Annotated in this window: 24 protein-coding genes, 4 tRNA genes and 1 other RNA gene; 17 read left to right on the plus strand and 12 right to left on the minus strand. The window is 23.5% G+C overall.

Going from position 1 to position 25,268, the window contains the following annotated elements; translation table 11 throughout:
- The first annotated feature begins 14 nt into the window (after positions 1-14).
- Genes PAD_RS01450 through PAD_RS01505 form a run of 12 tightly spaced genes read left to right on the plus strand, consistent with a single transcriptional unit; the run spans position 15 to position 14,047 of the window.
- A complete protein-coding gene (locus tag PAD_RS01450; protein WP_219848676.1) occupies positions 15-617 on the plus strand; it encodes a NuoB/complex I 20 kDa subunit family protein in 603 nt (200 codons plus the stop codon).
- Complete coding sequence (gene nuoC / locus PAD_RS01455) at positions 607-2,370, plus strand: NADH-quinone oxidoreductase subunit C/D (RefSeq protein ID WP_219848677.1); 1,764 nt, start codon at positions 607-609, stop codon at positions 2,368-2,370. The genes PAD_RS01450 and nuoC overlap by 11 nt, the downstream gene beginning before the upstream one ends.
- A gap of 17 nt (positions 2,371-2,387) precedes the next feature.
- A complete protein-coding gene (gene nuoE, locus PAD_RS01460) occupies positions 2,388-2,918 on the plus strand; it encodes an NADH-quinone oxidoreductase subunit NuoE (protein WP_258172084.1) in 531 nt (176 codons plus the stop codon).
- A complete protein-coding gene (gene nuoF, locus PAD_RS01465) occupies positions 2,918-4,225 on the plus strand; it encodes an NADH-quinone oxidoreductase subunit NuoF (protein ID WP_308726230.1) in 1,308 nt (435 codons plus the stop codon). Before nuoE ends, nuoF begins: the two co-directional genes overlap by 1 nt.
- 2 nt (positions 4,226-4,227) lie before the next feature.
- Positions 4,228-6,930, plus strand: a complete 2,703-nt coding sequence (gene nuoG / locus PAD_RS01470; protein ID WP_219848678.1) for an NADH-quinone oxidoreductase subunit NuoG — start codon at positions 4,228-4,230, stop codon at positions 6,928-6,930.
- 7 nt (positions 6,931-6,937) lie between these two features.
- Positions 6,938-7,888, plus strand: a complete 951-nt coding sequence (gene nuoH, locus PAD_RS01475; protein ID WP_219848679.1) for an NADH-quinone oxidoreductase subunit NuoH — start codon at positions 6,938-6,940, stop codon at positions 7,886-7,888.
- 3 nt (positions 7,889-7,891) lie between these two features.
- Complete coding sequence (gene nuoI, locus PAD_RS01480; protein WP_219848680.1) at positions 7,892-8,431, plus strand: NADH-quinone oxidoreductase subunit NuoI; 540 nt, start codon at positions 7,892-7,894, stop codon at positions 8,429-8,431.
- Positions 8,432-8,448: 17 nt separating this feature from the next.
- Positions 8,449-8,934 carry an NADH-quinone oxidoreductase subunit J gene (locus PAD_RS01485; protein WP_219848681.1) on the plus strand — a complete coding sequence of 162 codons (486 nt, stop codon included), beginning with the start codon at positions 8,449-8,451 and terminating at the stop codon, positions 8,932-8,934.
- Positions 8,934-9,242, plus strand: coding sequence for an NADH-quinone oxidoreductase subunit NuoK (gene nuoK / locus PAD_RS01490; protein ID WP_219848682.1), 309 nt, complete (start codon positions 8,934-8,936; stop codon positions 9,240-9,242). Before PAD_RS01485 ends, nuoK begins: the two co-directional genes overlap by 1 nt.
- Positions 9,239-11,134, plus strand: a complete 1,896-nt coding sequence (gene nuoL / locus PAD_RS01495) for an NADH-quinone oxidoreductase subunit L (RefSeq protein WP_219848683.1) — start codon at positions 9,239-9,241, stop codon at positions 11,132-11,134. The genes nuoK and nuoL overlap by 4 nt, the downstream gene beginning before the upstream one ends.
- Positions 11,134-12,609, plus strand: a complete 1,476-nt coding sequence (locus PAD_RS01500) for a complex I subunit 4 family protein (protein ID WP_219848684.1) — start codon at positions 11,134-11,136, stop codon at positions 12,607-12,609. The genes nuoL and PAD_RS01500 overlap by 1 nt, the downstream gene beginning before the upstream one ends.
- 19 nt (positions 12,610-12,628) lie before the next feature.
- Complete coding sequence (locus PAD_RS01505; RefSeq protein WP_219848685.1) at positions 12,629-14,047, plus strand: NADH-quinone oxidoreductase subunit N; 1,419 nt, start codon at positions 12,629-12,631, stop codon at positions 14,045-14,047.
- On the opposite strand, the gene dapF is transcribed toward PAD_RS01505, so the two are convergent.
- From dapF to argH, 3 genes are read right to left on the minus strand one after another with little or no spacing between them, the layout of a single operon-like run.
- Positions 14,039-14,848, minus strand: coding sequence for a diaminopimelate epimerase (gene dapF, locus PAD_RS01510; protein ID WP_219848686.1), 810 nt, complete (start codon positions 14,846-14,848; stop codon positions 14,039-14,041). The genes PAD_RS01505 and dapF overlap by 9 nt on opposite strands.
- Positions 14,832-16,127 (minus strand): diaminopimelate decarboxylase, encoded by a 1,296-nt coding sequence (lysA, locus tag PAD_RS01515; protein ID WP_219848687.1) that lies wholly within the window; start codon positions 16,125-16,127, stop codon positions 14,832-14,834. The genes dapF and lysA overlap by 17 nt, the downstream gene beginning before the upstream one ends.
- Before the next feature lie 8 nt (positions 16,128-16,135).
- On the minus strand, positions 16,136-17,530 hold the full coding sequence (argH, locus tag PAD_RS01520) for an argininosuccinate lyase (RefSeq protein WP_219848688.1): 1,395 nt from the start codon (positions 17,528-17,530) through the stop codon (positions 16,136-16,138).
- 40 nt (positions 17,531-17,570) lie between these two features.
- On the opposite strand from argH, the gene PAD_RS01525 reads away from it, so the two are divergent.
- Positions 17,571-17,643: transfer RNA gene (locus tag PAD_RS01525), tRNA-Thr, on the plus strand.
- Between the two features lie 7 nt (positions 17,644-17,650).
- Here the strand turns inward: PAD_RS01525 and PAD_RS01530 are convergent.
- Genes PAD_RS01530 through hisB form a run of 7 tightly spaced genes read right to left on the minus strand, consistent with a single transcriptional unit; the run spans position 17,651 to position 23,477 of the window.
- Entirely contained in the window at positions 17,651-18,655 is a 1,005-nt protein-coding gene (locus PAD_RS01530; RefSeq protein WP_219848689.1) for an AI-2E family transporter, read from the minus strand.
- Between the two features lie 30 nt (positions 18,656-18,685).
- Positions 18,686-19,630, minus strand: coding sequence for a homoserine kinase (locus PAD_RS01535; RefSeq protein WP_219848690.1), 945 nt, complete (start codon positions 19,628-19,630; stop codon positions 18,686-18,688).
- The gene (hisC, locus tag PAD_RS01540; RefSeq protein ID WP_219848691.1) at positions 19,609-20,664 is read right to left on the minus strand and encodes a histidinol-phosphate transaminase; all 1,056 of its coding nucleotides are present in this window, start codon (positions 20,662-20,664) and stop codon (positions 19,609-19,611) included. The genes PAD_RS01535 and hisC overlap by 22 nt, the downstream gene beginning before the upstream one ends.
- Before the next feature lie 20 nt (positions 20,665-20,684).
- Complete coding sequence (gene hisF, locus PAD_RS01545; RefSeq protein WP_219848692.1) at positions 20,685-21,458, minus strand: imidazole glycerol phosphate synthase subunit HisF; 774 nt, start codon at positions 21,456-21,458, stop codon at positions 20,685-20,687.
- 7 nt (positions 21,459-21,465) lie between these two features.
- Positions 21,466-22,194 carry a 1-(5-phosphoribosyl)-5-[(5-phosphoribosylamino)methylideneamino]imidazole-4-carboxamide isomerase gene (hisA, locus tag PAD_RS01550; protein WP_219848693.1) on the minus strand — a complete coding sequence of 243 codons (729 nt, stop codon included), beginning with the start codon at positions 22,192-22,194 and terminating at the stop codon, positions 21,466-21,468.
- A gap of 13 nt (positions 22,195-22,207) precedes the next feature.
- Complete coding sequence (gene hisH / locus PAD_RS01555; RefSeq protein WP_219848694.1) at positions 22,208-22,840, minus strand: imidazole glycerol phosphate synthase subunit HisH; 633 nt, start codon at positions 22,838-22,840, stop codon at positions 22,208-22,210.
- Between the two features lie 13 nt (positions 22,841-22,853).
- Complete coding sequence (gene hisB / locus PAD_RS01560) at positions 22,854-23,477, minus strand: imidazoleglycerol-phosphate dehydratase HisB (RefSeq protein ID WP_219848695.1); 624 nt, start codon at positions 23,475-23,477, stop codon at positions 22,854-22,856.
- A gap of 59 nt (positions 23,478-23,536) precedes the next feature.
- Between hisB and PAD_RS01565 the strand changes: the two genes are divergently transcribed.
- The 3 genes from PAD_RS01565 to PAD_RS01575 all read left to right on the plus strand — a co-directional run bounded on the left by PAD_RS01565 (position 23,537) and on the right by PAD_RS01575 (position 23,785).
- Positions 23,537-23,609, plus strand: a tRNA-Phe gene (locus tag PAD_RS01565).
- A 16-nt stretch (positions 23,610-23,625) separates the two neighbouring features.
- A tRNA-Gln gene (locus PAD_RS01570) sits at positions 23,626-23,696 on the plus strand.
- Between the two features lie 16 nt (positions 23,697-23,712).
- Positions 23,713-23,785 (plus strand) — tRNA-Thr (locus tag PAD_RS01575).
- Between the two features lie 7 nt (positions 23,786-23,792).
- On the opposite strand, the gene ssrA is transcribed toward PAD_RS01575, so the two are convergent.
- Positions 23,793-24,141, minus strand: a transfer-messenger RNA (tmRNA) gene (gene ssrA, locus PAD_RS01580).
- 38 nt (positions 24,142-24,179) lie between these two features.
- Complete coding sequence (smpB, locus tag PAD_RS01585; protein ID WP_258172085.1) at positions 24,180-24,635, minus strand: SsrA-binding protein SmpB; 456 nt, start codon at positions 24,633-24,635, stop codon at positions 24,180-24,182.
- 100 nt (positions 24,636-24,735) lie between these two features.
- On the opposite strand from smpB, the gene PAD_RS01590 reads away from it, so the two are divergent.
- Positions 24,736-25,236 carry a nucleotide exchange factor GrpE gene (locus tag PAD_RS01590; protein WP_258172086.1) on the plus strand — a complete coding sequence of 167 codons (501 nt, stop codon included), beginning with the start codon at positions 24,736-24,738 and terminating at the stop codon, positions 25,234-25,236.
- The last annotated feature ends 32 nt before the right edge of the window (positions 25,237-25,268 follow it).

The raw sequence follows: 25,268 nt of genomic DNA on the forward strand, positions 1-25,268 counted from the left end.
AATGGAGAATATATATGAAATATATATTAATAGAACAAATAAAAAATAATATTCTTTTCTGTAAACTAAAAAAAGTTTCTAATTTATTAATAACTTGGGGAAGAAAAAATTCTATATGGCCTTTTAATTTTGGCTTATCTTGTTGTTATGTAGAAATGACAACTTCTTTTACATCACCTCATGATATCTCAAGATTTGGATCAGAAGTTATTAGATCTTCCCCAAGACAATCTGATTTAATGGTAATTGCTGGAACTTGTTTTATAAAAATGGTACCAGTTATCCAACATTTATATGATCAACTGTTAGAGCCAAAATGGGTTATATCAATGGGTTCTTGTGCAAATTCAGGTGGGATGTATGATAGTTATTCAGTTGTACAAGGAGTTGATAAATTTTTACCAGTAGATCTTTATATACCTGGCTGCCCACCTAGACCTGAAGCTTTTTTACAAGGTTTACAGTTATTACAAAATTCAATTACTAAAGAAAGTCGTCCATTATCTTGGGTATTAGGTGATCAAAAAGTCTATAAGGATGAAATGCCTAATCAAAAACAAATAAAACATAAAAATTATATTAAAACAAAAAAATTACGTAAGAACAATGAGATTTAATAAAAAAAAATTAAAAAAACATGAACAAATTATATTAAAATTATTATATTTAAAGTTTGGGAAAAAAAATATTTTATATTCACAAAATACTATTATGGGTATGCCAGTGATATGGGTCAAACCTTATAAATTATTTGAGATAATGAAATTTTTACGTTATGGAAATGAAAAATTTGATATGTTGTTTGATTTAAATTGTATAGATGAAAGATTAAGAAATAATAGAAAAAATTTACCAAATTCAGATTTTACAATATTTTATCATTTGTTATCTTTTAAAAAAAATTATGATTTACTAATAAAAGTCGGTTTAGGAGAACAAAAATTATTATTACCTTCTATTGTTAAGATATGGCCAAATGCTAATTGGTATGAACGAGAAGTATATGATATGTTTGGAATTAAATTTTATGGACATCCAAATTTAAGAAGAATTTTGATGCCTTTAAATTGGAAAGGATACCCATTACGTAAAGATTACCCATCACGTGCCTCTGAATTTAAGATTTTAAATATTGATCGGTATAATCAAGATAAAGAACAATCTTCATTATGTTTTATTGCTGAAGAATGGGGTTTTTCAAAAAATAAAAATAATATGTTTTTAAATTTTGGCCCTAATCATCCTTCTGCTCATGGGGCTTTTAGAATAATATTACAAATTTATGGAGAAAAAATATTAAAATGTATACCTGATATTGGGTTTCATCATCGTGGGGCAGAAAAAATGGCAGAACGGCAAACATGGCATAGTTATATACCTTATACTGATCGTATTGATTATACTGGTGGAGTAATAAATAATTTACCTTATATCTTAGCAATTGAAAAACTTGCAAAAATAAATGTTACTGAAAAAACAAAAGTAATACGTATTATCATGATGGAAATATTTAGAATAAATTCACATTTATTATTTTTAGGTACTTTTTTACAAGATTTAGGTGCAATGAGTACAGTTTTTTTTACGTTTACAGATAGACAGAAATGTTACGAAATAATAGAATCAATAACAGGTTTTCGTATGCACCCAGCCTGGTTTCGTATAGGTGGTTTAGCTCATGATTTACCAAAAGGATGGTGTAAATTAATAAAAAATTTTATTAATTGGATAAATAAAAGACTTAAAGAATATAAAAAAGCGATGATGAATAATTACATATTACGAAAACGGACTAAATTTATTGCATCTTATACAACATCAGAAGCATTAGAATGGGGTATTACTGGACCAAATTTAAGAGCTACTGGTTTTAATTTTGATGTAAGAAAAAATAGACCTTATTCAGGTTATGAAAATTTAGATTTTGATATACCTATTGGGATTAATGGAGATGTGTTTGATAGAGCAAATATTAGAGTTGAAGAAATGTATCAAAGTTTACGTATTATAAAACAATGTATAAATAATATACCAGAAGGAAATATAAAAATCGAACATCCTTTAGTTATTCCTCCTAATAGAAAAAATATGTTAAAAAATATAGAAACTTTAATAACACATTTTTTACAAATTTCTTGGGGACCAATAATTAAACCAAATGAAACGTTCCAAATGATAGAAGCAACTAAAGGAATTAATAGTTATTATTTGATATCTGATGGTAATACAACAAGTTATCGTACTAGAATACGTACTCCTAGTTATTCTCACTTACAACATATATCCTCAATAATGCAAGGAGCATATATCCCAGATCTGATTGCTCATATTGCAAGTATTGATTTTGTAATGGCTGATGTAGATCGTTAAAATAAAAAATTATATAAATGGAAGAAATTATGGAAATTTATTTAATAAAAAAAAATAAATCTAAATTAAAAAATAAAAAAAAAAATTTAAGTAAAGAAGAAATAACAGAAATTATTATTGAAAAAAATAACTATAAAAATAGTAAAGCTGCTTCAATTGGTGCTTTAAAAATAGTACAAAAATATAGAGGATGGATATCAGATAAAATTATTAATGAAATTGCAAAGTTAATAGGAATAAATCCAACGGAATTAGATAGTATCGCTACATTTTATAGTTTAATTTATAGAAAACCGGTTGGTAATAATATAATTTTTTTATGTGATAGTATTACTTGTTATATAAATGGCTCTGAAATTATTTATCAGAAATTAAAAAAAGAATTAGGAATAATTATGGGAGAAACAACTAATGATAAACGGTTTACCTTATTGCCAATATGTTGCTTAGGTAATTGTGATAAATCACCAAATATAATGATTAATAAAGATATTTATTATAATTTAATAAAAAAAAATATAAGTAAGATATTGGAGCTTTATAAATAATGAGAAATAAACGTCTTCCTTCTTTTGGTACAGCTAATTTAATAAAAAAATCAAAAGAAACTCATCCGTTAACTTGGAGATTAAATAAAGAAGGTAATACAATTTGGTTAAAAGAATATATAAAAAAAGATGGATATCTAGCAATTAAACGTACTTTAAAAGAATTAACTCCAGAAGAAGTAATAAAACAAATAAAAAGTTCTGGGTTAAAAGGTAGAGGAGGAGCTGGTTTTATAACAGGTATAAAATGGAGTTTAACTAATAAAAAAAATGTAAAAACTTTTTTATTATGTAATGCTGATGAAATGGAACCTAATACTTACAAAGATAGGTTATTATTAGAACAAGAACCTCATTTATTAATAGAAGGTATGATAATTGCAGCGTACGCAAATAATTCTAATAAAGGTTATATTTTTATAAGAGGAGAATATATTGATGCAATTAATATTATTAATATTGCTATAAAAGAAGCTCGTAATAAAAATTTTCTAGGTAAAAATATTTTAAAGTCTGATTTTTCTTTTGATATATTTATACATTCTGGTGCTGGAAGATATATTTGTGGTGAAGAAACTGCATTAATTAATTCTTTAGAAGGATATAGAGCAAATCCTAGAAATAAACCACCATTTCCAGGTCAAATTGGGGTATGGGGGAAACCAACCGTAGTAAATAATGTTGAAACGTTATGTAATATTCCTTCTATTATAACCAATGGTGTTAACTGGTATCATAAATTATGTTTACCTGGATCAGAAGATAATGGGACAAAACTTATGGGATTTTCAGGTAAATTAAAAAATCCAGGATTATGGGAATTGCCAATGGGTATAACTGCTATGGAAATATTTGAAGATTATGCTTTTGGAATGATTAATGGTTATAAATTAAAAGCTTGGCAACCTGGAGGGGCTAGTACAGGAATTTTGTTACCTCAACATTTGAAAGTCCAGATGTGCTCGAATGGAATACTGAAATTAGGAACCCGAATTGGAACTGCAATATTATTAGCTATTGATAATACTATTAAGATAGTATCTTTTTTAAAAAACATAGAAAAATTTTTTTATAGAGAATCTTGTGGATGGTGTTCACCTTGTCGTGAGGGCTTACCATGGATTGTTAATATATTAAAAAATTTAGAAAATAATAAAGGAAAATATAAAGATATTGATATATTAATAGATTTAACAAGACAATTAACTAATGGGAAAACTTTTTGTGGGCACGGACCAGGCGCAGCAGAACCTTTAATTAGTGCAATAAAATATTTTCGTAATGAATTTGATAAATTAATGGTTTAATTATGACAATATTAAATGTAGATAATAAAGATTATAAAATAAAAAATAATAAGAAAAATTTATTAGAAATATGTTTATCTTTTGGAATTGATATACCTTATTTTTGTTGGCATCCAAAGTTGGGCAGTGTAGGTTCATGTCGGCAATGTATAATTAAAAGATACAATAAGAGAGATGATACAATTGGTCATTTTATTATTTCCTGTATGACAAAAGTAAAAAAATATGACTTTATATCTACAAAAGATAAAGAATCGAAGGATAGTCGTTCTAAAATAATTGAATTAATGATGATAAATCACCCGCATGACTGCCCTGTATGCGAAGAAGGGGGTCAATGTCATCTTCAAGATATGACTGTTATGTTAAAACATAATATTAGAAGATATAAATTTTATAAAAGAACTCATAAAAATCAATATATAGGGCCTTTTATAAATCATGAAATGAATAGATGTATTACTTGTTATCGTTGTATAAGATTTTATAAAGATTATGCAGGTGGTAAAGATTTAGAAGTATTTGGTAGTAAAAATAATTTATATTTTGGGAGGGTTAGTAATGGGAAATTAGAAAATGAATTTTCTGGAAATTTAATAGAAATATGTCCAACGGGTGTATTTACAGATAAACAATATTCTTTACATTATGCGAGAAAATGGGATTTACAATATGCCCCAAGTATTTGTAATGGATGTTCTTGTGGTTGTAATATCAATATAGGTGAACGGTATGGGAAAATTCGTAAAATAGAAAATCGTTATAATAGTAAAATAAATAATTACTTTATATGTGATAGAGGCCGGTTTGGGTATGGTTATATAAATAGTGTAAATCGAAATCGGATACCTTATATAAATAAAAATCCTATTACATCAATAGATATAGCTATTGATTATAGTGCTGATATGTTAAGGACAGCTTATAGAATTATTGGGATAGGATCTCCAAGAGCAAGTATAGAAAGTAATTTTGCTTTATGTAATTTAGTTGGAAAAAAAAATTTTTCTAATGGGATTGAAAAAAATGAATTAGAATGTTTAAAATTAATTATAGATATTTTATATAAAGGTGCTTTACCTTCTTCTTCAATAAGTGATATAGAATCTCATGACCTAATCATTATATTAGGTGAAGATCTTACTCAAGTTTCAGCAAGAATTGCATTGGCTGTACGTCAATCTGCTAAAAGAACATCTTTTAATATTGCAAAAAAATATAAGATTCCTGAATGGGATCTTAATTCTGTTCAGAAATTTTATAATGGGTATAAAAATCCTATATATATGTTTACAACAAATAAAACAAAATTAGATGAGATAGCTTATGAAAAAGTTATTTGTACAAAAGAAGAAATTGCAATATTTGGATTTGCTATCGCTAATTTCATAGATCAGAACGCACCAAAAATAAAGTTAGAATCATTTTATAATAAAAATAAAAAAATTTTATTAAAAATTTTAAAAAAATTACGATGTTCAAAAAGACCATTAATTATTAGTGGTTGTTCACTTAAATATTCTTTAATTTTAAAATCTGCTTATAATATATCTCGTGCTTTAAATTTTTTAAATAAAAATGGTTCTATAGTTTTAACTCCTAATGAATCTAATAGTCTTGGTGTTACTATGTTAGGCAGTAATTCTTTAAATTGGGCAATAAATAAGCTTATAAAAAATAAAGCTGATGCAGTAATAATATTAGAAAATAATATTTATCGTCGTATTAAATCATCTTTAGTTTTTAGTGCTTTAAAAAATAAAAAAGTTATTCTAATTGATTATCAAAGAAATATAACATTTGAAAATGCTAATGTTATTTTACCTGCAGCTACTCTAGCTGAAGGTAATGGTACATTAATAAATTATGAAGGTAGAGCGCAAAGATTTTTTAAAGTTTATGAACCAAGTTATTATAGGACTGGAGAATTAACTAAAGAAAGCTGGAGATGGCTACATGCTTTAAAAATAGCACTTAAAAATTGTAAATTAGAATGGATACATCTAAATGATGTAATAAAAGTATGTTCTAAATATAATCCTATTTTAAGTAAGATATTAAAATTATCAAATTTAAAAATAAAAATAAAAAAATTAGCACGGTTAACTCATAGGGTAAGTGGGCGAGCAGCTATTAATTCTAATATCCAAATAAATGAAAAAAACATTCCTAATGATATCGATACAAATTTTACGTTTTCAACTGAAGGTTATAATTATATTAATTGTTCTGAAATAGCTTTTGCTTGGTATCCAGGATGGAATTCTACTCAAGCATGGAACAAATTTCAAAATGAAGTTGGTGTAAATTTATATGCTGGTAATCCTGGAATAAAGTTAATAAATTATTGTAAGATGAAAAATGACTTATCTTATTTTAATACTAACTTTTATAAAATCAAAAATAAAAAATGGCAAGTTATACCTATATATCATTTATTAGGTAGTGAAGAAAATAGTGCGGTAACTAGTTCTATAAAAAAATGTATTCCAAAGCCTTATATAAGGATAAATAAACATGATATAATTTTGCTAAAGTTAATTCCAGAATCTAAAATTCAAGCAGTTATTAATGATATTGAATTAAAAATTATAATTAAAAGTACTAATAATATGCGTAATGGGATAATAGGTTTGCCTTTTGGTATTAATGGGATACCAATAGAAATATTTGGTATGTGGGTTAAGTTTATAATAAAAAAATAAAATTATGATGAATAATATAATACAAACTACTATCGTTATAGTTTTTATATTTATAATTGGTGCTTTCATGAGTTTTATAGAACGTAAAGCTTTAGGTTTATGGCAAGATAGATATGGACCAAACCGCGTAGGTTATTTTGGGATCTTACAATTTATAGCTGATGTTATTAAAATTATATTTAAAGAAGATTGGATTCCGCCTTTTTCAGATAAGAAATTATTTTGTTTAGCCCCAATAATATCTTTATTAACTATATTTTTGTCTTTTATTATATTACCACTTAAAAAGTTATTTTTTGAAACTGATTTAAATAATGTTGGAATATTATTTTTTTTAGCTTTGGCTGGTCTTAATGTATATTCAATTCTTTTTGCTGGATATTCTAGTTGTAATAAATATGCTTTAATAGGTGCAATTAGAGCTTCAGCTCAATCAATTTCTTATGAGGTATTTATAGGTCTTTCTTTGATGGGCCTAGTTTCTATTTCAGGATCGTTTAATATAATGAATATTATTGAATATCAAAACCAACATTTATGGTTCATAATATCTCAAATAATAGGATTTATTACTTTTTTAATTTCTGGAATAGCTGTAACACATAGACATCCTTTTGATCAACCAGAATCTGAACAAGAATTAGCTGATGGATATCATATAGAATATTCCGGTATGAAATGGGGTATCTTTTTTATTTCCGAATATGTTAATATTATTTTTATTTCTATTTTAATTGTAAATTTATTTTTTGGTGGTTATCTTAATTCAAATTTCCCTTCATTTTTATGGTTTATTTTTAAAATCTTTTTTTTTCTTATATTATTTATTATTATTCGTGCTTCTATACCAAGACCAAGATATGATCAAGTAATGAAATTTGGTTGGAAATATTGTTTACCTTTAAATTTAATAAATTTACTAATAACAAGCAGTATAATTTTATATTATAATACATAAAAAATGATAATAAAATTAATAAATTCAATTTTTAGTATTTTTCGTACTATTTATATAATATTTTTACATTCATTTAAAAAAAGAGTAACATTACAATATCCAGAAGAATCTGTATATTTAGCACCACGATTTAGAGGTCGGATTGTATTAACTAGAAATAATAATGGGAAAGAACGATGTGTTGCTTGTAATCTTTGTGCAGTAGTCTGTCCTGTTGATTGTATATTTTTACAAAAATGTGAACGAAAAGATGGAAGTTGGTATCCTATATTTTTTAGAATTAATTTTTCGCGGTGTATTTTTTGTGGTTTATGTGAAGAAGCTTGTCCAACTTCAGCTATTCAGTTAACCCCTGATTTTGAATTAGGGGAATACAAACGTAAAGATTTAGTTTTTGAAAAAGAAGATTTATTAATTTCTGGTACAGGAAAAGATCATTATTATAATTTTTATGAAATTACAGGAATATCTATTAATGGTAAAAATAAAGGATCTGGTAAAAAAGAAAAAAAACCAATTAATGTAAAATCATTATTACCATAAAGAAAAAGGTTTTATTTGTGTTATTTTATATTTCAGCATCCATTGCAATATTTTCAACATTAAACGTTATTTTTAGTAAAAATATTATACATGCTTTATTAAATTTTATTGTATCATTAATTTCAATAGCAATGATATTTTTTTTAATTGGTGCAAAATTTGCAGGAGTTTTAGAGATTATAATTTATGCTGGTGCGATAATGGTATTATTTGTATTTGTTGTAATGATGTTACTTAATCCTATTAATAAAAAATTAAGTTTTATTAAGTTAAAAATTTGGATAATTCCAACCATAATGACAATCACTTTATTAGGTTTATTATTATTAACTATAAATAAATATGGTTTAAATAATCGTAATATCTTATTAGTAAGTAATATACCACATAATCCACATCCTTTGAGTGTTTTATTATTTACTACTTATTTAATCACTGTAGAATTATCAGCTCTAATCTTATTAACAGCATTAATTGTTGCTTCTTATTTGGGACGAAAATAATGATTTTAATTCCAATAGATCATGTTTTAATATTATCTTTTATTTTATTTTTAATAGGTATATTAGGAATATTAATTCGTCGTAATATAATTTTTATATTTATTTGTTTAGAAATAATGTTAAATTCTGCTGCTTTTGTTTTTGTTATATCTGGGGAATTTTGGGCTCAGCCAGATGGTCAAATTATGTTTATTTTAATTATGACTTTAGCTGCAGCTGAAATAAGTGTTGGGTTAGCTTTATTAATTCAATTACAAAAATATTTTAAAAGTTTTGATATAGATATAATTAGTAGGTTAAAAGGATGAAGAATATATTATTTTTTATTTGTTTATTTCCTTTAATTAGTACTATATTACTAGCTCTATTTAGACACATGTCAAGAATATTAGTAATTATTATTGGGGTTGGCTCAATACTTTTATCTACATTATTTACCATGTTAATTACAATTAATTATTATTTAATACCTAATCCTTTTGTAGAACATATATATAATTGGATTAGTATATATGATTTAAAAATTAATTTTAATTTTTATATTGATGGGTTAACTATAATTATGATTTGTATAGTAAATGGAGTAGGTTTGTTAATTCATTTTTTTGCAACTTGGTATATGTATGAAGATTTAAAATATAATAAAGATTATTTATTATCTAGATTTTTTATGTATATGAATTTATTTATGTTTAATATGTTAATTTTAGTATTAGGTGATAATTTAATTTTATTGTTATTAGGTTGGGAAGGTGTTGGTTTATGTTCATATTTATTAATTAGTTATTATTATCGTATAAATTATAATGTCTTAGCTGGGTTTAAGGCTTTTATTACTACAAAAATAGGAGATTTATTTTTTGCAATAGGTATATTTTTAATATGGGACAAGTTTAATACTTTAGATATTCAATTTTTTTTAAATAAAGCATCTATATTAAATAATAATTATTATTTAATAAATGAATTTATTGCTTTTCTGCTTATGCTTGGCGCGATAACTAAATCTGCACAAATACCGTTACATACCTGGCTAATTGATGCAATGGCAGGACCAACACCTGCTTCTGCCTTGATTCATGCTGCAACTATGATTACTTCAGGTGTATATATTATAGCTAGAACACATATATTATTTGAACTAGCACCAATAACAATAAAGACAATAGGAATTATTGGAACAATTACTTTATTATTAGCTAGTTTATCTGCATTAACTCAAAAAGATATTAAACGGATTTTAGCATGTTCAACACTAAGTCAAGTAGGTTATATGTTTTTAGCTCTAGGATTTAAAGCATGGAATGCTGCTATATTTCATGTGATGATTCATGCTTTTTTTAAAGCTTTATTATTTATATTAGCTGGTTCTTTAATAATTACATGTAAACATGAACAAAATATTTTTAAAATTAGATCAATTTTTTTATCATTAACTAATAAAATAAGAAAAAAATATTATTTTTGTTTTATTATAGGTAGTTCAGCTTTATCTGCATTACCAATCATTTCAGCAGGGTTTTATTCTAAAGAAAAAATTATTTGGTTATCTTATATTAGTGGGAATATAAGATTTTGGATATTAAGTTTATTTGGTGCATTTATAACATCTATTTATACATTTCGTACTATATTTATTATTTTTAATAAAAATATTAATAAATTTATTATTTATTTTAATAAACAAAAAAAATTAAGATATAATCTATCACATAATTTACCTTTATTAATATTATTAATATTATCTACTTATTTAGGTTCTTTAATAAAAATACCTATGCAAAATGAATTACAAATATATAAGATATTTAATTCTAATATAGAAATGATGTTTAATATAATTTCTTCAATAATTGTAATTTTTGGTATTATTTTAGCTGCTAAAAATTTTTTATTTTCTAATATATATAATATTGATATAATTGAACTTAGTTTAGGAAAACTAGTTAGAAATTTAATATATAAGATTGGGGGATTTGATTGGTTGTATAATAACTTATTAATTAAACCTTATTTATATTTAGTTAGGAAAAATAAATTTGATTGTATTAATTTAATATTTAATAATTTTATTAAATTTATTTTATTTACTAATACTATAATCATAAAAATACATAATGGGAAATTAAGTCTTTATTTAACAATCTTTATTAGTGGGATTATTTTTATGATAACGACATTTTTAATGAGTAATATCTAATGATATTGTTATGGTTTTTATTAATCCCTTTTATTGGTGGTTTATTTTCTTTAAGTTTAGAAAAAATAAATATTAAATATACACGTATTTCAGCTATTATTACTATGCTAATACTTTTATTTTTATCAATATATTTATATTTTTTAAATATAAATACAAAAAGTATATGGATATTACAATACCGAACAATATGGATTGAGAGATTTGGTATTTATATTAATTTAGCATTAGATGGTATATCTTTAATTATGGTATTATTAACAGTATTTTTAGGTTTGTTAGCAGTAATTTTTTCTTTTAAAGAAATTAATAAATGTATTGGATTATTTTATTTTAATTTATTATGGATTCTCGGTTCAATTATTGGTGTATTTATTGCAATAGATCTTTTTTTATTTTTATTTTTTTGGGAAATAATGATATTTCCAATGTATTTTATCATTTTTCTATGGGGTAATTCATATAAAGAAAAAATAGCTATTAAATTTTTTATTTATACTCAAATTTCAGGGTTGTTATTGTTAATTACAATATTAACTTTAGTAGTTAGTAACTATTATGTAACGGGAAAAATGATTTTTGATTATCAATCATTATTAAACACACCTATTGGAAACAAATTAGGATTTATAATAATGTTAGGTTTTTTTATTTCGTTCGCAATAAAATTACCAATAAGCCCATTACATAGTTGGTTGCCAGATGTAATGGCTAAAAATCCTAAATATGGAAGTTTAGATTTAATAGGGATATTAATTAAAACAGCAGCTTATGGTTTATTAAGATATAATTTATGTTTATTTCCAAAACAAGCAATAGAATTTGCACCTTTTGCAATGATAATTGGTATTATTAGTATATATTATGGTGCAATTTTAGCTTTAGCTCAGATAAATATTAAAAGATTATTGGCTTATTCCAGTATTTCACATATGGGATATTTATTAATAGCTATTTATTCAAATAATATATTATCATTACAAGGCGCGATTATGTTTATCATATCTAATTCATTATCTTCTGCAGGATTAATAATTATTAGTGGATTAATTTATGAACGGGTAAATACATTTGATATGCGATTTATGGGTGGGTTATTTGGGAAATTAGGAGCAATTCCTGGATTCGCTTTAGCATTAACAATAGCTTCATTAGGAATACCAGGAACAGGAAATTTTATAGGGGAATTTTTCATTTTATTAGGTAATTTTAAACGATATCCAATAATAACTATATTTTCTAGTGGAGGTTTAATATTAACAGCGATTTATTCATTAAAATTAATACATAAAGTATATTATGGAAAAACAAAAAATAAAAATATAAAAAATATATTTTTAAGTTTAAGTGAAGTAAATATATTAAGTATTATAATATTATTAATATTTCTTTTTGGTTTTTACCCACAAATTATATTTGATATATCAATTAAATCCATAACAAAAATTGCACAAAAAACAATGTTTTTTTATTAAAAAATGATTAAGAAATTACATGATTAATAAATTACAATTATATGCTATTTCACCTATTATTTTATTATTTATAACATTAATAATATTACTAATTACTATATCTTTTTATCGGAATAATTTAAGTATATTTATAATTACTATAATAGGATTTTTAATTTCAATTATATCTATAATATGGATATATTATAATAATCTTAAACCTACTTTAATTTATCCTTTAATAATAATAGACAATTATTCGTTATTTTATTCTTTATTAATTTTAATATCAGCTTTATATTGTTCTATTTTTTCTTATACATATATTATAAAAAAAAATAAAAAAGATAAAAATGAAGAATTTTATATGTTATTAATATGTTCAACTATTGGAGCTATAATATTAGTTAGTAGCATGCATCTGGCAACGTTATTTATTGGATTAGAATTAATGTCTATCGCTTTATATGGATTAATAGTTTATTTACGTAATGATTTAAAAGCATTAGAATCTGGAATTAAATATATGGTACTCTCTTCGATTTCATCTTGTTTTTTATTATTTGGTATGGCTTTATTATATTTTTATTATGGAAATTTAACGGTTACTAATTATTATTTTCTTATAGATAACCAGATAGCAAGATGGACAATAATAGGAATTATATTAATATTAATTAGTTTAGGTTTTAAATTATCTATTATACCTTTTCATATGTCAACACCTGATATTTATGAAGGTTCAATAACACCAATTTCTGCTTTTATCGCTACTGTTAGTAAAATCTCAGTATTTGCAGCGCTAATTCGCTTTTTATTAATATTACCAAATATAAATATTTTTTTGAAGAATGTAATTACTATAATTTCTATTGTTACAATAATATTTGGGAATCTTTTAGCACTTAAACAAAATAATTTAAAACGTATATTAGGTTATTCATCAATAGCTAATTTGGGTTATTTACTTACAGGAATAGTTGCTATGCAACATAGTAAATTTATACTAGAAACAATAAATATTTACTTATTAACTTATAATTTAACAAATTTAGGGATATTTGGTATATTAAGTATACTTAATAATGAAAAATTATCTTATTATAAAGGTTTGTTTTGGAGTCAACCAGATTTAGCTATTATATTAACGATCATGTTATTATCTTTAGCTGGGATTCCAATAACAGCAGGTTTTATAGGGAAAATTTATATACTTCTAACTGCTATAAATTATCAATTATGGCTTATCATTATATCTATAATTATAGGCAATTCTATAGGTATTTATTATTATTTAAGAATAATTTCATATTTATATATGGATATTAGAAATGATAAAAAAATATTTAATAGAAGGATATTTATTATTTATTTTTTTGTTTTATTTTTAGCTTTAATAATATTATTAATTGGAATATTTCCACAAAATTTAATATCTTTAATTAGATCACTAAGTTAAGAATATACAACCATCAAAAACTTTTTTTACAGATCCAATCATATATAAAGAATGATTTAATCCTCCTGTCCAGTTAATTTTTAATTTTCCTCCAGGTAAAACTACTTTAATATTTTTATGTAAATACCCAAGAGTTATACCAACAGATACTGCGGCACAAGCCCCTGTTCCACAAGCCAGAGTTTCTCCTACCCCCCTTTCAAAAACACGTAATTTTATTGAAAAAGGAGATATTATTTGCATAAAACCAACATTAAATTTTTCTGTAGAAAATAAATTATTTTCAATAAATTTACCTATAATATTTACAGGTATTTTATTTATATTAGATACTATTAAAACCGCATGTGGATTACCAATTCTTACTATAAATAATTCAAGCAATTTAAAATAAGATATATTAGTTTTTATTTTTTTAAAACCCTTAATTAAAGGTTTCCCCATATTTACACTAATTATATTAGTTTTCTTTATATATAGTATTAACTTTCCTCCATAAGTTTCTACATGTATTAGATTTTTTTTTGTTAATCTTTTTTCAAATAAAAATTTAGCTAAACATCTTGCACCATTCCCACAATTTTCTACTTCACTACCATTTGCATTAAAAATTCTATAAAAAAAATCAAAATTACGATTATTATGTTTTTCAACTAAAAGTAATTGATCAAAACCAATTCCTAAATTTCTATTTGATAATTTTTTTATAATTTTTTTACTTAATAAAAAGTTTTGATTAAGATTTTCTATAATCATAAAATCATTTCCTAAACCTTGCATTTTACTAAAATAAATTAACATTTTTTACATACCTATTTATATATTCTTGTTTCCAAAGTGATTTTAAACAGTCAAATTCTCTTATTAAAAAAATTTTATTTTTATCAACAATTATTTCAGAAGGTCTTTTTCTAGTATTATAATTAGAACACATAACAAATCCATATGCTCCAACTGAATGTATTACTAATAAATCTTTTTGTGATAATTTATTTAAATATCTTTTTTTACCTAAAAAATCACTAGATTCACATATTGGACCTACAATATCATAAAATAAATTTTTATAATATTTAACCTTATTAAGATCTACAACTTTTATATTATGCCAAGCATTATAAAAAGCGGGACGAATAAAATCATTCATCCCTGCATCTACAATAGCAAAATTTTTAAAATTTATTTTTTTTATAATTTCAATTTTAGTTAATAATACACCAGTATTAGCTAATATAGATCTACCTGGTTCTAATATTATTTCTATATTATGAATATTAGCAAATATTATTTCACATATAGTTGAAAAATATTTTTTTATTAAATATTTATATAACTTTATTTTTTTATAATTTATTCCTAATCCTCCACCTAGATCTAAGATATTAAGTTTGATTTTTTTTTTATATAATTTTTTTATTAATAATATTATATTATCTAATGCTTCTAGAAATGGATTAATCTTTAATATTTGTGAACCAATATGAAAATCTATACCTAGAATTTTTATATTTTTTAATGACTTAGCATAAATATATGCTTCTTCAGCTTTATCAATAGCTATACCAAATTTATTGGTTTTTAATCCAGTAGAAATATATGGATGTGTTTTAGCATCTACATTAGGGTTTATACGTATTGATATATTTGCTTTATTTTTTAATTTTATAGCAATTAAATTTAATCTATCCATTTCTTGAAAAGATTCAACATTAAAACATTTAATTCCTACTTTTAATGCTCTTTTAATTTCTTGTTTTTTTTTAGCAACTCCAGAATAAACTATTTTTTTAGGATCCCCTCCAGCAGTTAAAACTTTTTCTAATTCCCCAATAGAAACAATATCAAATCCAGATCCAATTTTTGATAAAATATTAATAATAGCAATATTAGAATTCGCTTTAAGTGCATAACAAATTAGATTTGGATGATTAATCAAAGATAATTGAGATTTATAATAATTAAAATATTTAATTAATTTTTTTTTAGAATAAACATAACAAGGCGTTCCAAATATTTTAGCTATTTTTAAAAAATTAATATTTTCTACACATAAAATACCTTTATCTCTTTTGAATGTCATTTTTTTATTTATCCTAATAATTTTTTCAGATATTTTTTAGCACGTAATGCTGCAGATCTAACTTGGCTGGGAGCAGTAGCACCAATATGATTACGTGTATTAATAGAACCTTCTAACGTTAATACTTCTAAAAGTTCTTCATCAATTTTATTATAAAAATTACGTAAATTATCAAGATATATTTCATTAAAATTTTTTTTATTTTTTATTCCATAATAAACTACTTTCCCAACTATAGAATGAGCATCCCGAAAAGGAACTCCACGTTTTACTAAATAATCTGCAAAATCTGTTGCTGTAGAATAATTACATAAAGCTGATAAATACATTTTTTTTGGTTTAATTTTTAAATTCGTAATAATTTTAATAAAATTATCTATACAATTTTTTACTGTTTCAGTAGTATCAAATAATGGTTCTTTATCTTCTTGATTATCTTTATTATATGCTAATGGTTGTGATTTCATTAAAACTAATAAATTTAATAAATTCCCATATATCCGACCTGTTTTACCTCTAATTAATTCAGGAATATCTGGATTTTTTTTTTGAGGCATAATTGAAGAACCAGTACATAAAAAATCTGGTAATTCTATAAAATCAAAAGGTAAACTTGTCCATAATATTAATTCTTCACACATTCTTGACAAATGCATTAATAAAATACTAGAAAATGATGTAAATTCAATTGCAAAATCTCTATCACTTACAGCATCTAAAGAATTTTCTGTTATATTATCAAAACCTAATAATTCTTTAATTAGATTACGATTAATAGGATATGTAGTGCCAGCTAAAGCGGCTGAGCCTAAAGGCAAGATATTAATTCTTTTACGACATTCTAAAATACGAGAATGATCTCGAGAAATCATTTCATGCCAAGCTAATAGATGATGTCCAAAAGTAACTGGTTGTGCTATTTGTAAATGAGTAAATCCAGGCATAATAGTATCAGATTCAGAAATAGCTAATTTAATTAACCTTTTTCTTAAAGTAGTTATTTTTAATTTAATTTTATCTATTTCTTCTCTTAAATAAAGACGTATATCTGTAGAAATTTGATCATTACGTGATCTCCCAGTATGTATTTTTTTTCCAATATTTCCTATTTTTTTTATTAAATTTACTTCTAAATTCATATGAACATCTTCAAGTTTAATAAACCACTTTATTTTTTCATTATTAATATCTTTTTCAATTTCTTTTAACCCATTAATTATTAATTTACTTTCTTTAGAAGTTAATAAACCTACAATTTCTAACATTTTTGCATGTGCGATAGAGACTTTTATATCATGATAATAAAGACGACAATCAAAATTTATTGAAGCAGTAAATTTTTCTACTAATTTATCTGTAGATTTTTTAAAACGACCAATCCATGGTTTTTTTAATCTTATCATTTTTTTCCCTTTTTTTAAAAATTATATTATTATATCTATGGCCGGAGTAGCTCAAATGGTAGAGTAGCGCATTCGTAATGCGGAGGTTGTAGGTTCAAGTCCTATCTGCGGCATCCAGTTTTATATTAATTTTTCATTTTTTAATTCACTTTTTAAATATGCATAATACAGAGGAGCTGCTATTAAACCTGAAAAACCAAAAGCAGCATCAAAAAATAACATAGCAAATAATAATTCCCAGGCATTTGAGTTGATCCGCATCCCTATAATTCGAGCATTTAAAAAATATTCTAATTTATGAATAGCTATCAAATAAGTAAGGATTATAACTGCAGACCAGATAGATACTGAAAGTGATACAATAAAAATTAATAGGTTAGAAATAATATTTCCTATTAATGGAATTAATCCCATGATAAAAGTAATAAGTATTAAAGTTTTAGTTAAAGGTAAATATACATTAAATAATGGTACAAATAATAATAAAAAAATAGCACTTAATATAGTATTTACTAATGAGATTTTAAGTTGTGCAAAGACAACATTATGAAAGGCTTTACTGAATATAATTGATCTTTGTAATAAAGCATTAGTAAATGGAGTAATTGATTTTCTATCAGGTATATTTTGTAAAGCAATAATTGCTCCTAAAATCATCCCTCCTAATAATGTAAAAAAAATATGTAATGCACCTCTACCAAAACTTTGAATTTCATTAATATGGGAATACACCCATTCATTTATAATTTGACGAAATTCATCTGCACTTTCTGGTAAATAAATTACAATAGAAGGAGGTAATTGATGTCTAGCTTTATCAAAAATTAACATAAATCTTTGAATAACTTTCTCAGGGTTTTTAATTTCATGTAATATTAAACTAATAACAGTAAAAAAAAATATACTTAAAATTGTAACTATACTAGTTCCTAATAAAACTACTGAAAAAAATCTTGCTTTATTTACTGGTATAAATTTTTGTAATAAAGGTGTAATTGCATTAACTAATTCAAATACTAATAAACCAGATAATAAACATGGTAAAAGATGTAAAGGAAATATTAATAATAAACCAATAAAAAAAAGAAACAAACTAACAAGAGTACTTTTACTAATTTTAAACATATAACTGTTCCTAAAAATATAAAAAATTAACTAATTTAAAGAGGGTAAATGTTTATTACAACGAGAAATTAAAATATCTCTATATTTTTTAGGTTCTTTAGGTTTTAATTTCTGAAAACCAGGAAAAATATTTATTACTAATAAACGAGAAATCCAATATCTTAAAGCTGTTAAACATAACATTTTAGGCCAAATATATAATTCTTGTTTTGTAAAAGGACGTTCAATAATATAATTCTTTAATATTGCTTTATATTTATATTCTATAATCTTACCATATTTATCACTACACCAATCATTTATTAAAATAGCTAAATCAAAAAGTAAATTTCCTGTGCATCCATTATAAAAATCTATTAAACCACAAATATTATTACCATAAAATAAAGTATTATCTCTAAATAAATCACCATGCAAAATACCTTGGGGTATTTTTAAATTTTTTACTAAATTTTTTAATAAATATATTTGATTAAACATTAATTTTTGATCTGTTTTATTTAAAAAAAATATAACTTTATAATAATTTAAAATAATCCAATTCAGATCTCTTAAATTTTGTTTCTTTAATTTAAAATATTTAGATATTGAATGTAATTTCCCTAGTGTTTTACCAATTATAGAACATTGTTCTATATTAGGTTTTTTTGGATGGCGCCCATATAACTTTGGAAATAATAAAGCGTTTTTACCAGATAGTTTTTTTATTCTTATATTATTTTTATCTTTTAAAGGCACAGCTACTGGGAAACAATGTGAATAAAGAAATTTTAATAAATCTATAAAAAAAACTAAATCCTTATATTCACCTTGTTCAAATAATGTTAATACAAATTTTTTATTTTCTGTATTAATAAAAAAAGTAGAATTTTCTGTACCTTGATTTACTTCTTTAAATTTTCTTATTTTTTTTATATTAAAACTGTTTAAAAATAAAATTAATTGTTTTTTTTTTAATTTAGTAAATACAGCCATTTAATAGTTTCAAGTAAATAATTCATTTGTTGTATAGTACCGATAGATATACGTAGATAATCATTTAGATTATTAAAATATCTAACTAGTATACCATGATTACGTAATTTAATAAACAAATCTTTTGCTGATATATTAATTGGTTTAACTAAAATAAAATTAGCTTTAGATGGTAGAACTCTAAAGCCAATAAGTTTTAATTTTTTTGATAAATTCTCACGTATATAAATAATATAATTACATTTATTTTTTAAATATTTAATATCTTTAATAGCTTCAACAGCTATTAATTCACTAATTATATCAATCGGATATGAATTAAAAGAATTTTTTACTTTTTCTAATCCTTTTATTAAATGATTAGATCCTATTGCAAAACCAATTCTTATTCCCGCTAAGCTATGAGCTTTTGATAAAGTATTTACAATTAATAAATTTTTATATTTTTTTATAAGTGGAATTGCACTTTCAGAACCAAAATTAATATATGCTTCATCAATTAAAACGACAGAGTCATTATGACTCTCAATCAAATTAATAATCTCTATATAAGATATTGCATGACCTGTTGGTGTGTTAGGATTAGCAAATATTATACCACCATTAGGTATATTCATTTTATTTAAAGTTATTTCTAAATTTTTATTTAATGGTATTGTTTTATATTTAATATTATATAGTTTACAATAAACAGGATAAAAACTATAAGTTATATTTGGTATTATTAATGGTAACTTTTGACAAAAAAAAGCCAAAAACGATAAAGCTAATACTTCATCAGAACCATTACCAACAAAAATTTGTTCATATTTTATCTTATATCTTTTTGCAATATTTTTTCTAAGATTACTAGTTGTTGGATCTGGATAAAGTCTTAAATTATAAGAATTAAAATTTTTTAATAAATTCTTTATTTTTTGAGTAGGAGGATATGGATTTTCATTTGTATTTAATTTTATCATTTTTTTATATGGTTGTTCGCCTGGGATATATGGATTTAATTTCTTAAGTTTATAACTCAAAAATTTTATCATTTTTTATTATTACCTTAAATTTATAATCTAACAGATATTCCTTTTTTAGCCATATATTTTTTAGCTTGATCAATTGTATATTCACCAAAATGAAATATACTAGCTGCTAAAACTGCATCTGCTTTACCTTTTTTTATACCATCTACAAAATGATTTAAATTACCTACTCCACCTGAAGCTATGATAGGTACTTTTACTCTTTTACTAATATTTTTTATAAGATTTATATCAAAACCAAGTTTAGTACCATCTCGATCTATACTAGTTATCAATAATTCACCTGCTCCATATTTTACCATTTTACAAGCCCAATCTATCGCATTTATACCACTAGATTTTCTTCCACCATATATTAATATTTCCCAATCTTCTTTTATATTTTTATATTTTTTTCTTTTAGCATCAAGAGCTACAACTATACATTGACTTCCAAATTTTTCAGATGCTTCACGTACTATATTAGGATTTAATACAGCTGCAGTATTTATTGAAATTTTATCTGCACCTGCATTAAGTAAATCTCTAATATTCTTACAATTTTTTATTCCACCCCCTACAGTTAATGGGATAAAAATTTCATTTGCTATTTGATTAACTACTTTTAAAGTATTATATCTGCCAGTTTGACTTGCTGTAATATCTAATAAAGTAATTTCATCTGCATTTTGGTCATTATAAAATTTTGCAATTTCTAAAGGATCACCTGCGTAACGAAGATTTTCAAATTTTCTACCTTTTACTACTTTTCCACAATCGAGATCTAAGCAAGGAATAATACGTTTAGATAAACTCATAAACAACCTAAATTTTATTTATTAATAATTGTGCTTTATATAAATCTATTTTTCCTTCATAAAAAGCACGACCTATAATAGTACCTAATATAATATTTTTATTATATTTTTTTAAATAAGTTATATCAAAAATATTACTTAATCCTCCAGAAGCTATAATTGGTAGATTAACTATCTTAGCTAAATTTATTGTATTTTTTATATTTAATCCTTGCATCATCCCATCTCTTGAAATATCAGTATATATTATTGAACTTATACCACAATTAGAAAACTTTTTTGCTAAATCTATAGATTTTATATTTGATAATTTTTTCCACCCATCTAGAGCTACATATCCATTATATGAATCAATACTTAAAATAATATGTTTACCAAATTTTTTACATATTTTATATATTTTATTTGGTTTTTTTATTGCTAAAGTACCGATAATTATATATTTTATACCAATATCTAAAGATTTTTTTATTGTATCACTATTTCTTATTCCACCACCTAGTTGTATAATCAACTTAGGAAAAATTTTTACAATTTTTTTTATAATATAAAGATTTACTGGTTCTCCTAATACAGCACCATTTAAATCTATAATATGTAATCTTTTTATGCCTAATGTTACAAAATCCTTTATAATATTTAAAGGATTACCATAATCTGTTACCTGGTACATACGCCCTTGTTTTAATCTAACACATCTCCCATTTTTTAAATCTATTGCAGGTATTATTAACATTTTAATTTCTCTTTTAAGGTTCCCATCTAATAAAATTTTTTAAAAATTTAAGTCCTATGAAAGAACTTTTTTCTGGATGAAATTGAACAGTAATAATAGAATTATATCCAATAATTACATTAGCACGTCTGCCCCCATATTCAGTAATACCAAAAATATTCTTTTTAAATTTTGATTTTACATAATAACTATGTACAAAATAAAATCGTGATCCACTTTTTATACCTCTCCAAATTGGATGGTCATTATATTTATATACAACATTCCAACCAATATGTGGAATTTTAAAATTTAAATTATAATTTTTATTATTATATTTTTTTACAATACCTGGAATGTAATTTATACAAAATACACTATTATTTTCTTCACTAGATTCCATAAATAAATGTTGACCTATACATATCCCTAATATTGGTTTATTATTTTTATATATTAAATCTTTTATTAACCAATATAATTCTTTTTTTTTAAGTCCATTAATACAATCTTTTATTGCACCTTGACCAGGCAATATAATCCGATTAGCATTTTTTATATCTTTAGCTTTATTACTAACTATCACATTTTCATTAGTAACTTTTTTTATTGCATTTGCTACTGAATATAAATTCCCAACACCATAATCTACAATTATTATTGTCATATAATATATATTTTTATAAACTACCTTTAGTAGAATATAATTTATTTTTTATACGTCCATCTAATGATATTGCCATACGGATAGCAACACCAAAAGCTTTAAATATACTTTCTATTTGATGATGTGAATTATATCCTTTTAAATTATCAATATGTAGTGTACTCTTTGAATTATTAACCCAAGCTTGAAAAAATTCTCTAAAATTTTGAAAATCAAAATTCACTAAATTTTTATAATTTAAATTTTTCATATATAATGATGGTCTACCAGAAAAATCAATAACTACACGTGATAAAGATTCATCCATCGGTATATAAGCAAAACCATACCTTTTAATTCCAATTTTATTTCCTAAAGCTTTCTGAAAAGCTTTGCCAATAGCTATCCCTATATCTTCTACTGTATGATGATTATCAATAGGTGTATAAACTTTTGTCTTTATTGTAATATCTATTTGTCCATTATTAGTTAATTGATCTAGCATATGTTCTAAAAATTCAATTCCGCAATTAGTGTTTAAATTACCTTTCCCATCTAAATTTATATAAACTCTAATTTTAGTTTCATTCGTTTCTCTATATATACTAGCTGTACGATATTTTTTTAATTTAATAATTTTTTTTTTATAACAAGACATAAAACTTTTTCCTATTATTGTAGTTTAATTACTATAAATTTATTATAATATTTATTAATGGCTGGATAGCTCAGTTGGTAGAGCAGAGGACTGAAAATCCTTGTGTCGGTGGTTCAATTCCGCCTCCAGCCACTGCTGTAACATGCATTGGGGTATAGCCAAGTGGAAAGGCACCGGTTTTTGGTATCGGTATCCCAGGTTCGAATCCTGGTACCCCAGAATCATAAACAATTTAGCCGATATAGCTCAGTTGGTAGAGCATCTGATTTGTAATCAGGTTGTCTCAGGTTCGAATCCTGATGTCGGTATATGATTTTTTGGAGGCGGCGGGAGTTGAACCCGCGTCCATAAATCTTACTTAAGAAGTTTATACATGTTTAGCTTCATCTTTATAAAAGATTTACATAATTAATAAATATGATGAGCAATATTTATTAAAGTAAGTCTTATATTATTTTTACGGTCAATAAAAAGACCTTAATGACCGCGATACTATTATTTAGTGCTCTAAATTCAGACTTTTAATTATGCTGCTAAACCTAAATTATGAGCACAATTTTTATTATTGGCAAATATTATTTTTTAACTTGATTTAACGAGATAAGTTAAATATCTCGACATGAACTTAAAAAGTTTTTATTTATGTCGAATCCATAACGCCCCCAAGTCTTATATTTTTAATATCCTAATAAAACTTATTATTTATGTCAAATATTTAAAACTTAATTTTTTTTTACGATCCCAAGTTCGTTTTTTTTCTACATTACGTTTATCAATTAATTTTTTTCCTTTAACTAAGGCTAATTCACATTTTATAAGATGTTTTTTCCAATAAAATTTTAAAGGCAGACAGGCATATCTTTTGATATTTATATATGAATTAATATATGAAATTTCTTTTTTTTTAAGTAAAAGTTTTTTTATATATTTTTTTTTTATTAATTTATTATTTGTATTATTTATAGGTAGAATATTTGCACCTAATAACCATGCTTCATTATATTTTATTATTATATAAGTATTATTTAAATTGAATTTATTACAACGTATACTTTTTATTTCCCAACCAAAAAAACATATTCCTGCCTCAAATTTATCAGAAATAAAATAGTTATATTTTATTTTACGATTAGAATAAATTATTGATATATTTTGCATTATACTTTTTCTTAAGATAAAATTATTAACTTGAATTTTAATATTAAAGTACTTATAAATTTTAACATAAAACTAACGAAGATGTTAGGAAGATATGATCATGTTTAATAAAAATTTTATTAAAGAACAAAAAATAACAGATAATTTAAAATTACGTATATTTAATATTGAAATAAAATTAGAAGATTCTAAAAATAAAGCATTAAAAGCTATTACAGATACAAAAAATTATATACGTAGAGCTGATAAAGAAATTGAAAAAACACGTAAATTTGCAATAGAAAAATTTCTTAAAGAATTAATCCCAATTATAGATGGTTTAGAAAAAGCATTTGAACTTATGAAAAAAGAAAAAATAAATAATTCGCATATTGAAGGTTTAAAAATGACATTAAATATGCAATTAAATTTAATAAAAAAATTTGGTGTGAATCAAATTAATCCAATCGGAAAAATTTTTAATCCATTATGTCATGAGGCAGTTGCTACTGTAAAATCATTAAATAATAATAATACTATAATTGATGTTTTACAAAAAGGATATCTTCTAAATGACCGATTAGTACGTCCTGCTTTGGTAATAGTTAGTAAAAATAAATAAATTAATAATAAAGAATTATGAGGTGATTAAAT

Source organism: Candidatus Portiera aleyrodidarum (assembly GCF_000953295.1).
Lineage (GTDB): Bacteria > Pseudomonadota > Gammaproteobacteria > Johnevansiales > Johnevansiaceae > Portiera > Portiera aleyrodidarum_A.

Excerpts from the sequence above, each read along its gene's own strand:
- PAD_RS01450 (WP_219848676.1), top strand. The coding sequence starts at position 15 with ATGAAATATATATTAATAGAACAAATAAAAAATAATATTCTTTTCTGT.
- nuoC (WP_219848677.1), top strand. The coding sequence starts at position 607 with ATGAGATTTAATAAAAAAAAATTAAAAAAACATGAACAAATTATATTA.
- nuoE (WP_258172084.1), top strand. The coding sequence starts at position 2,388 with ATGGAAGAAATTATGGAAATTTATTTAATAAAAAAAAATAAATCTAAA.
- nuoF (WP_308726230.1), top strand. The coding sequence starts at position 2,918 with ATGAGAAATAAACGTCTTCCTTCTTTTGGTACAGCTAATTTAATAAAA.
- nuoG (WP_219848678.1), top strand. The coding sequence starts at position 4,228 with ATGACAATATTAAATGTAGATAATAAAGATTATAAAATAAAAAATAAT.
- nuoH (WP_219848679.1), top strand. The coding sequence starts at position 6,938 with ATGAATAATATAATACAAACTACTATCGTTATAGTTTTTATATTTATA.
- nuoI (WP_219848680.1), top strand. The coding sequence starts at position 7,892 with ATGATAATAAAATTAATAAATTCAATTTTTAGTATTTTTCGTACTATT.
- nuoK (WP_219848682.1), top strand. The coding sequence starts at position 8,934 with ATGATTTTAATTCCAATAGATCATGTTTTAATATTATCTTTTATTTTA.
- nuoL (WP_219848683.1), top strand. The coding sequence starts at position 9,239 with ATGAAGAATATATTATTTTTTATTTGTTTATTTCCTTTAATTAGTACT.
- PAD_RS01500 (WP_219848684.1), top strand. The coding sequence starts at position 11,134 with ATGATATTGTTATGGTTTTTATTAATCCCTTTTATTGGTGGTTTATTT.
- PAD_RS01505 (WP_219848685.1), top strand. The coding sequence starts at position 12,629 with ATGATTAATAAATTACAATTATATGCTATTTCACCTATTATTTTATTA.
- dapF (WP_219848686.1), bottom strand. The coding sequence starts at position 14,848 with ATGTTAATTTATTTTAGTAAAATGCAAGGTTTAGGAAATGATTTTATG.
- lysA (WP_219848687.1), bottom strand. The coding sequence starts at position 16,127 with ATGACATTCAAAAGAGATAAAGGTATTTTATGTGTAGAAAATATTAAT.
- argH (WP_219848688.1), bottom strand. The coding sequence starts at position 17,530 with ATGATAAGATTAAAAAAACCATGGATTGGTCGTTTTAAAAAATCTACA.
- PAD_RS01530 (WP_219848689.1), bottom strand. The coding sequence starts at position 18,655 with ATGTTTAAAATTAGTAAAAGTACTCTTGTTAGTTTGTTTCTTTTTTTT.
- PAD_RS01535 (WP_219848690.1), bottom strand. The coding sequence starts at position 19,630 with ATGGCTGTATTTACTAAATTAAAAAAAAAACAATTAATTTTATTTTTA.
- hisC (WP_219848691.1), bottom strand. The coding sequence starts at position 20,664 with ATGATAAAATTTTTGAGTTATAAACTTAAGAAATTAAATCCATATATC.
- hisF (WP_219848692.1), bottom strand. The coding sequence starts at position 21,458 with ATGAGTTTATCTAAACGTATTATTCCTTGCTTAGATCTCGATTGTGGA.
- hisA (WP_219848693.1), bottom strand. The coding sequence starts at position 22,194 with ATGTTAATAATACCTGCAATAGATTTAAAAAATGGGAGATGTGTTAGA.
- hisH (WP_219848694.1), bottom strand. The coding sequence starts at position 22,840 with ATGACAATAATAATTGTAGATTATGGTGTTGGGAATTTATATTCAGTA.
- hisB (WP_219848695.1), bottom strand. The coding sequence starts at position 23,477 with ATGTCTTGTTATAAAAAAAAAATTATTAAATTAAAAAAATATCGTACA.
- smpB (WP_258172085.1), bottom strand. The coding sequence starts at position 24,635 with ATGCAAAATATATCAATAATTTATTCTAATCGTAAAATAAAATATAAC.
- PAD_RS01590 (WP_258172086.1), top strand. The coding sequence starts at position 24,736 with ATGTTTAATAAAAATTTTATTAAAGAACAAAAAATAACAGATAATTTA.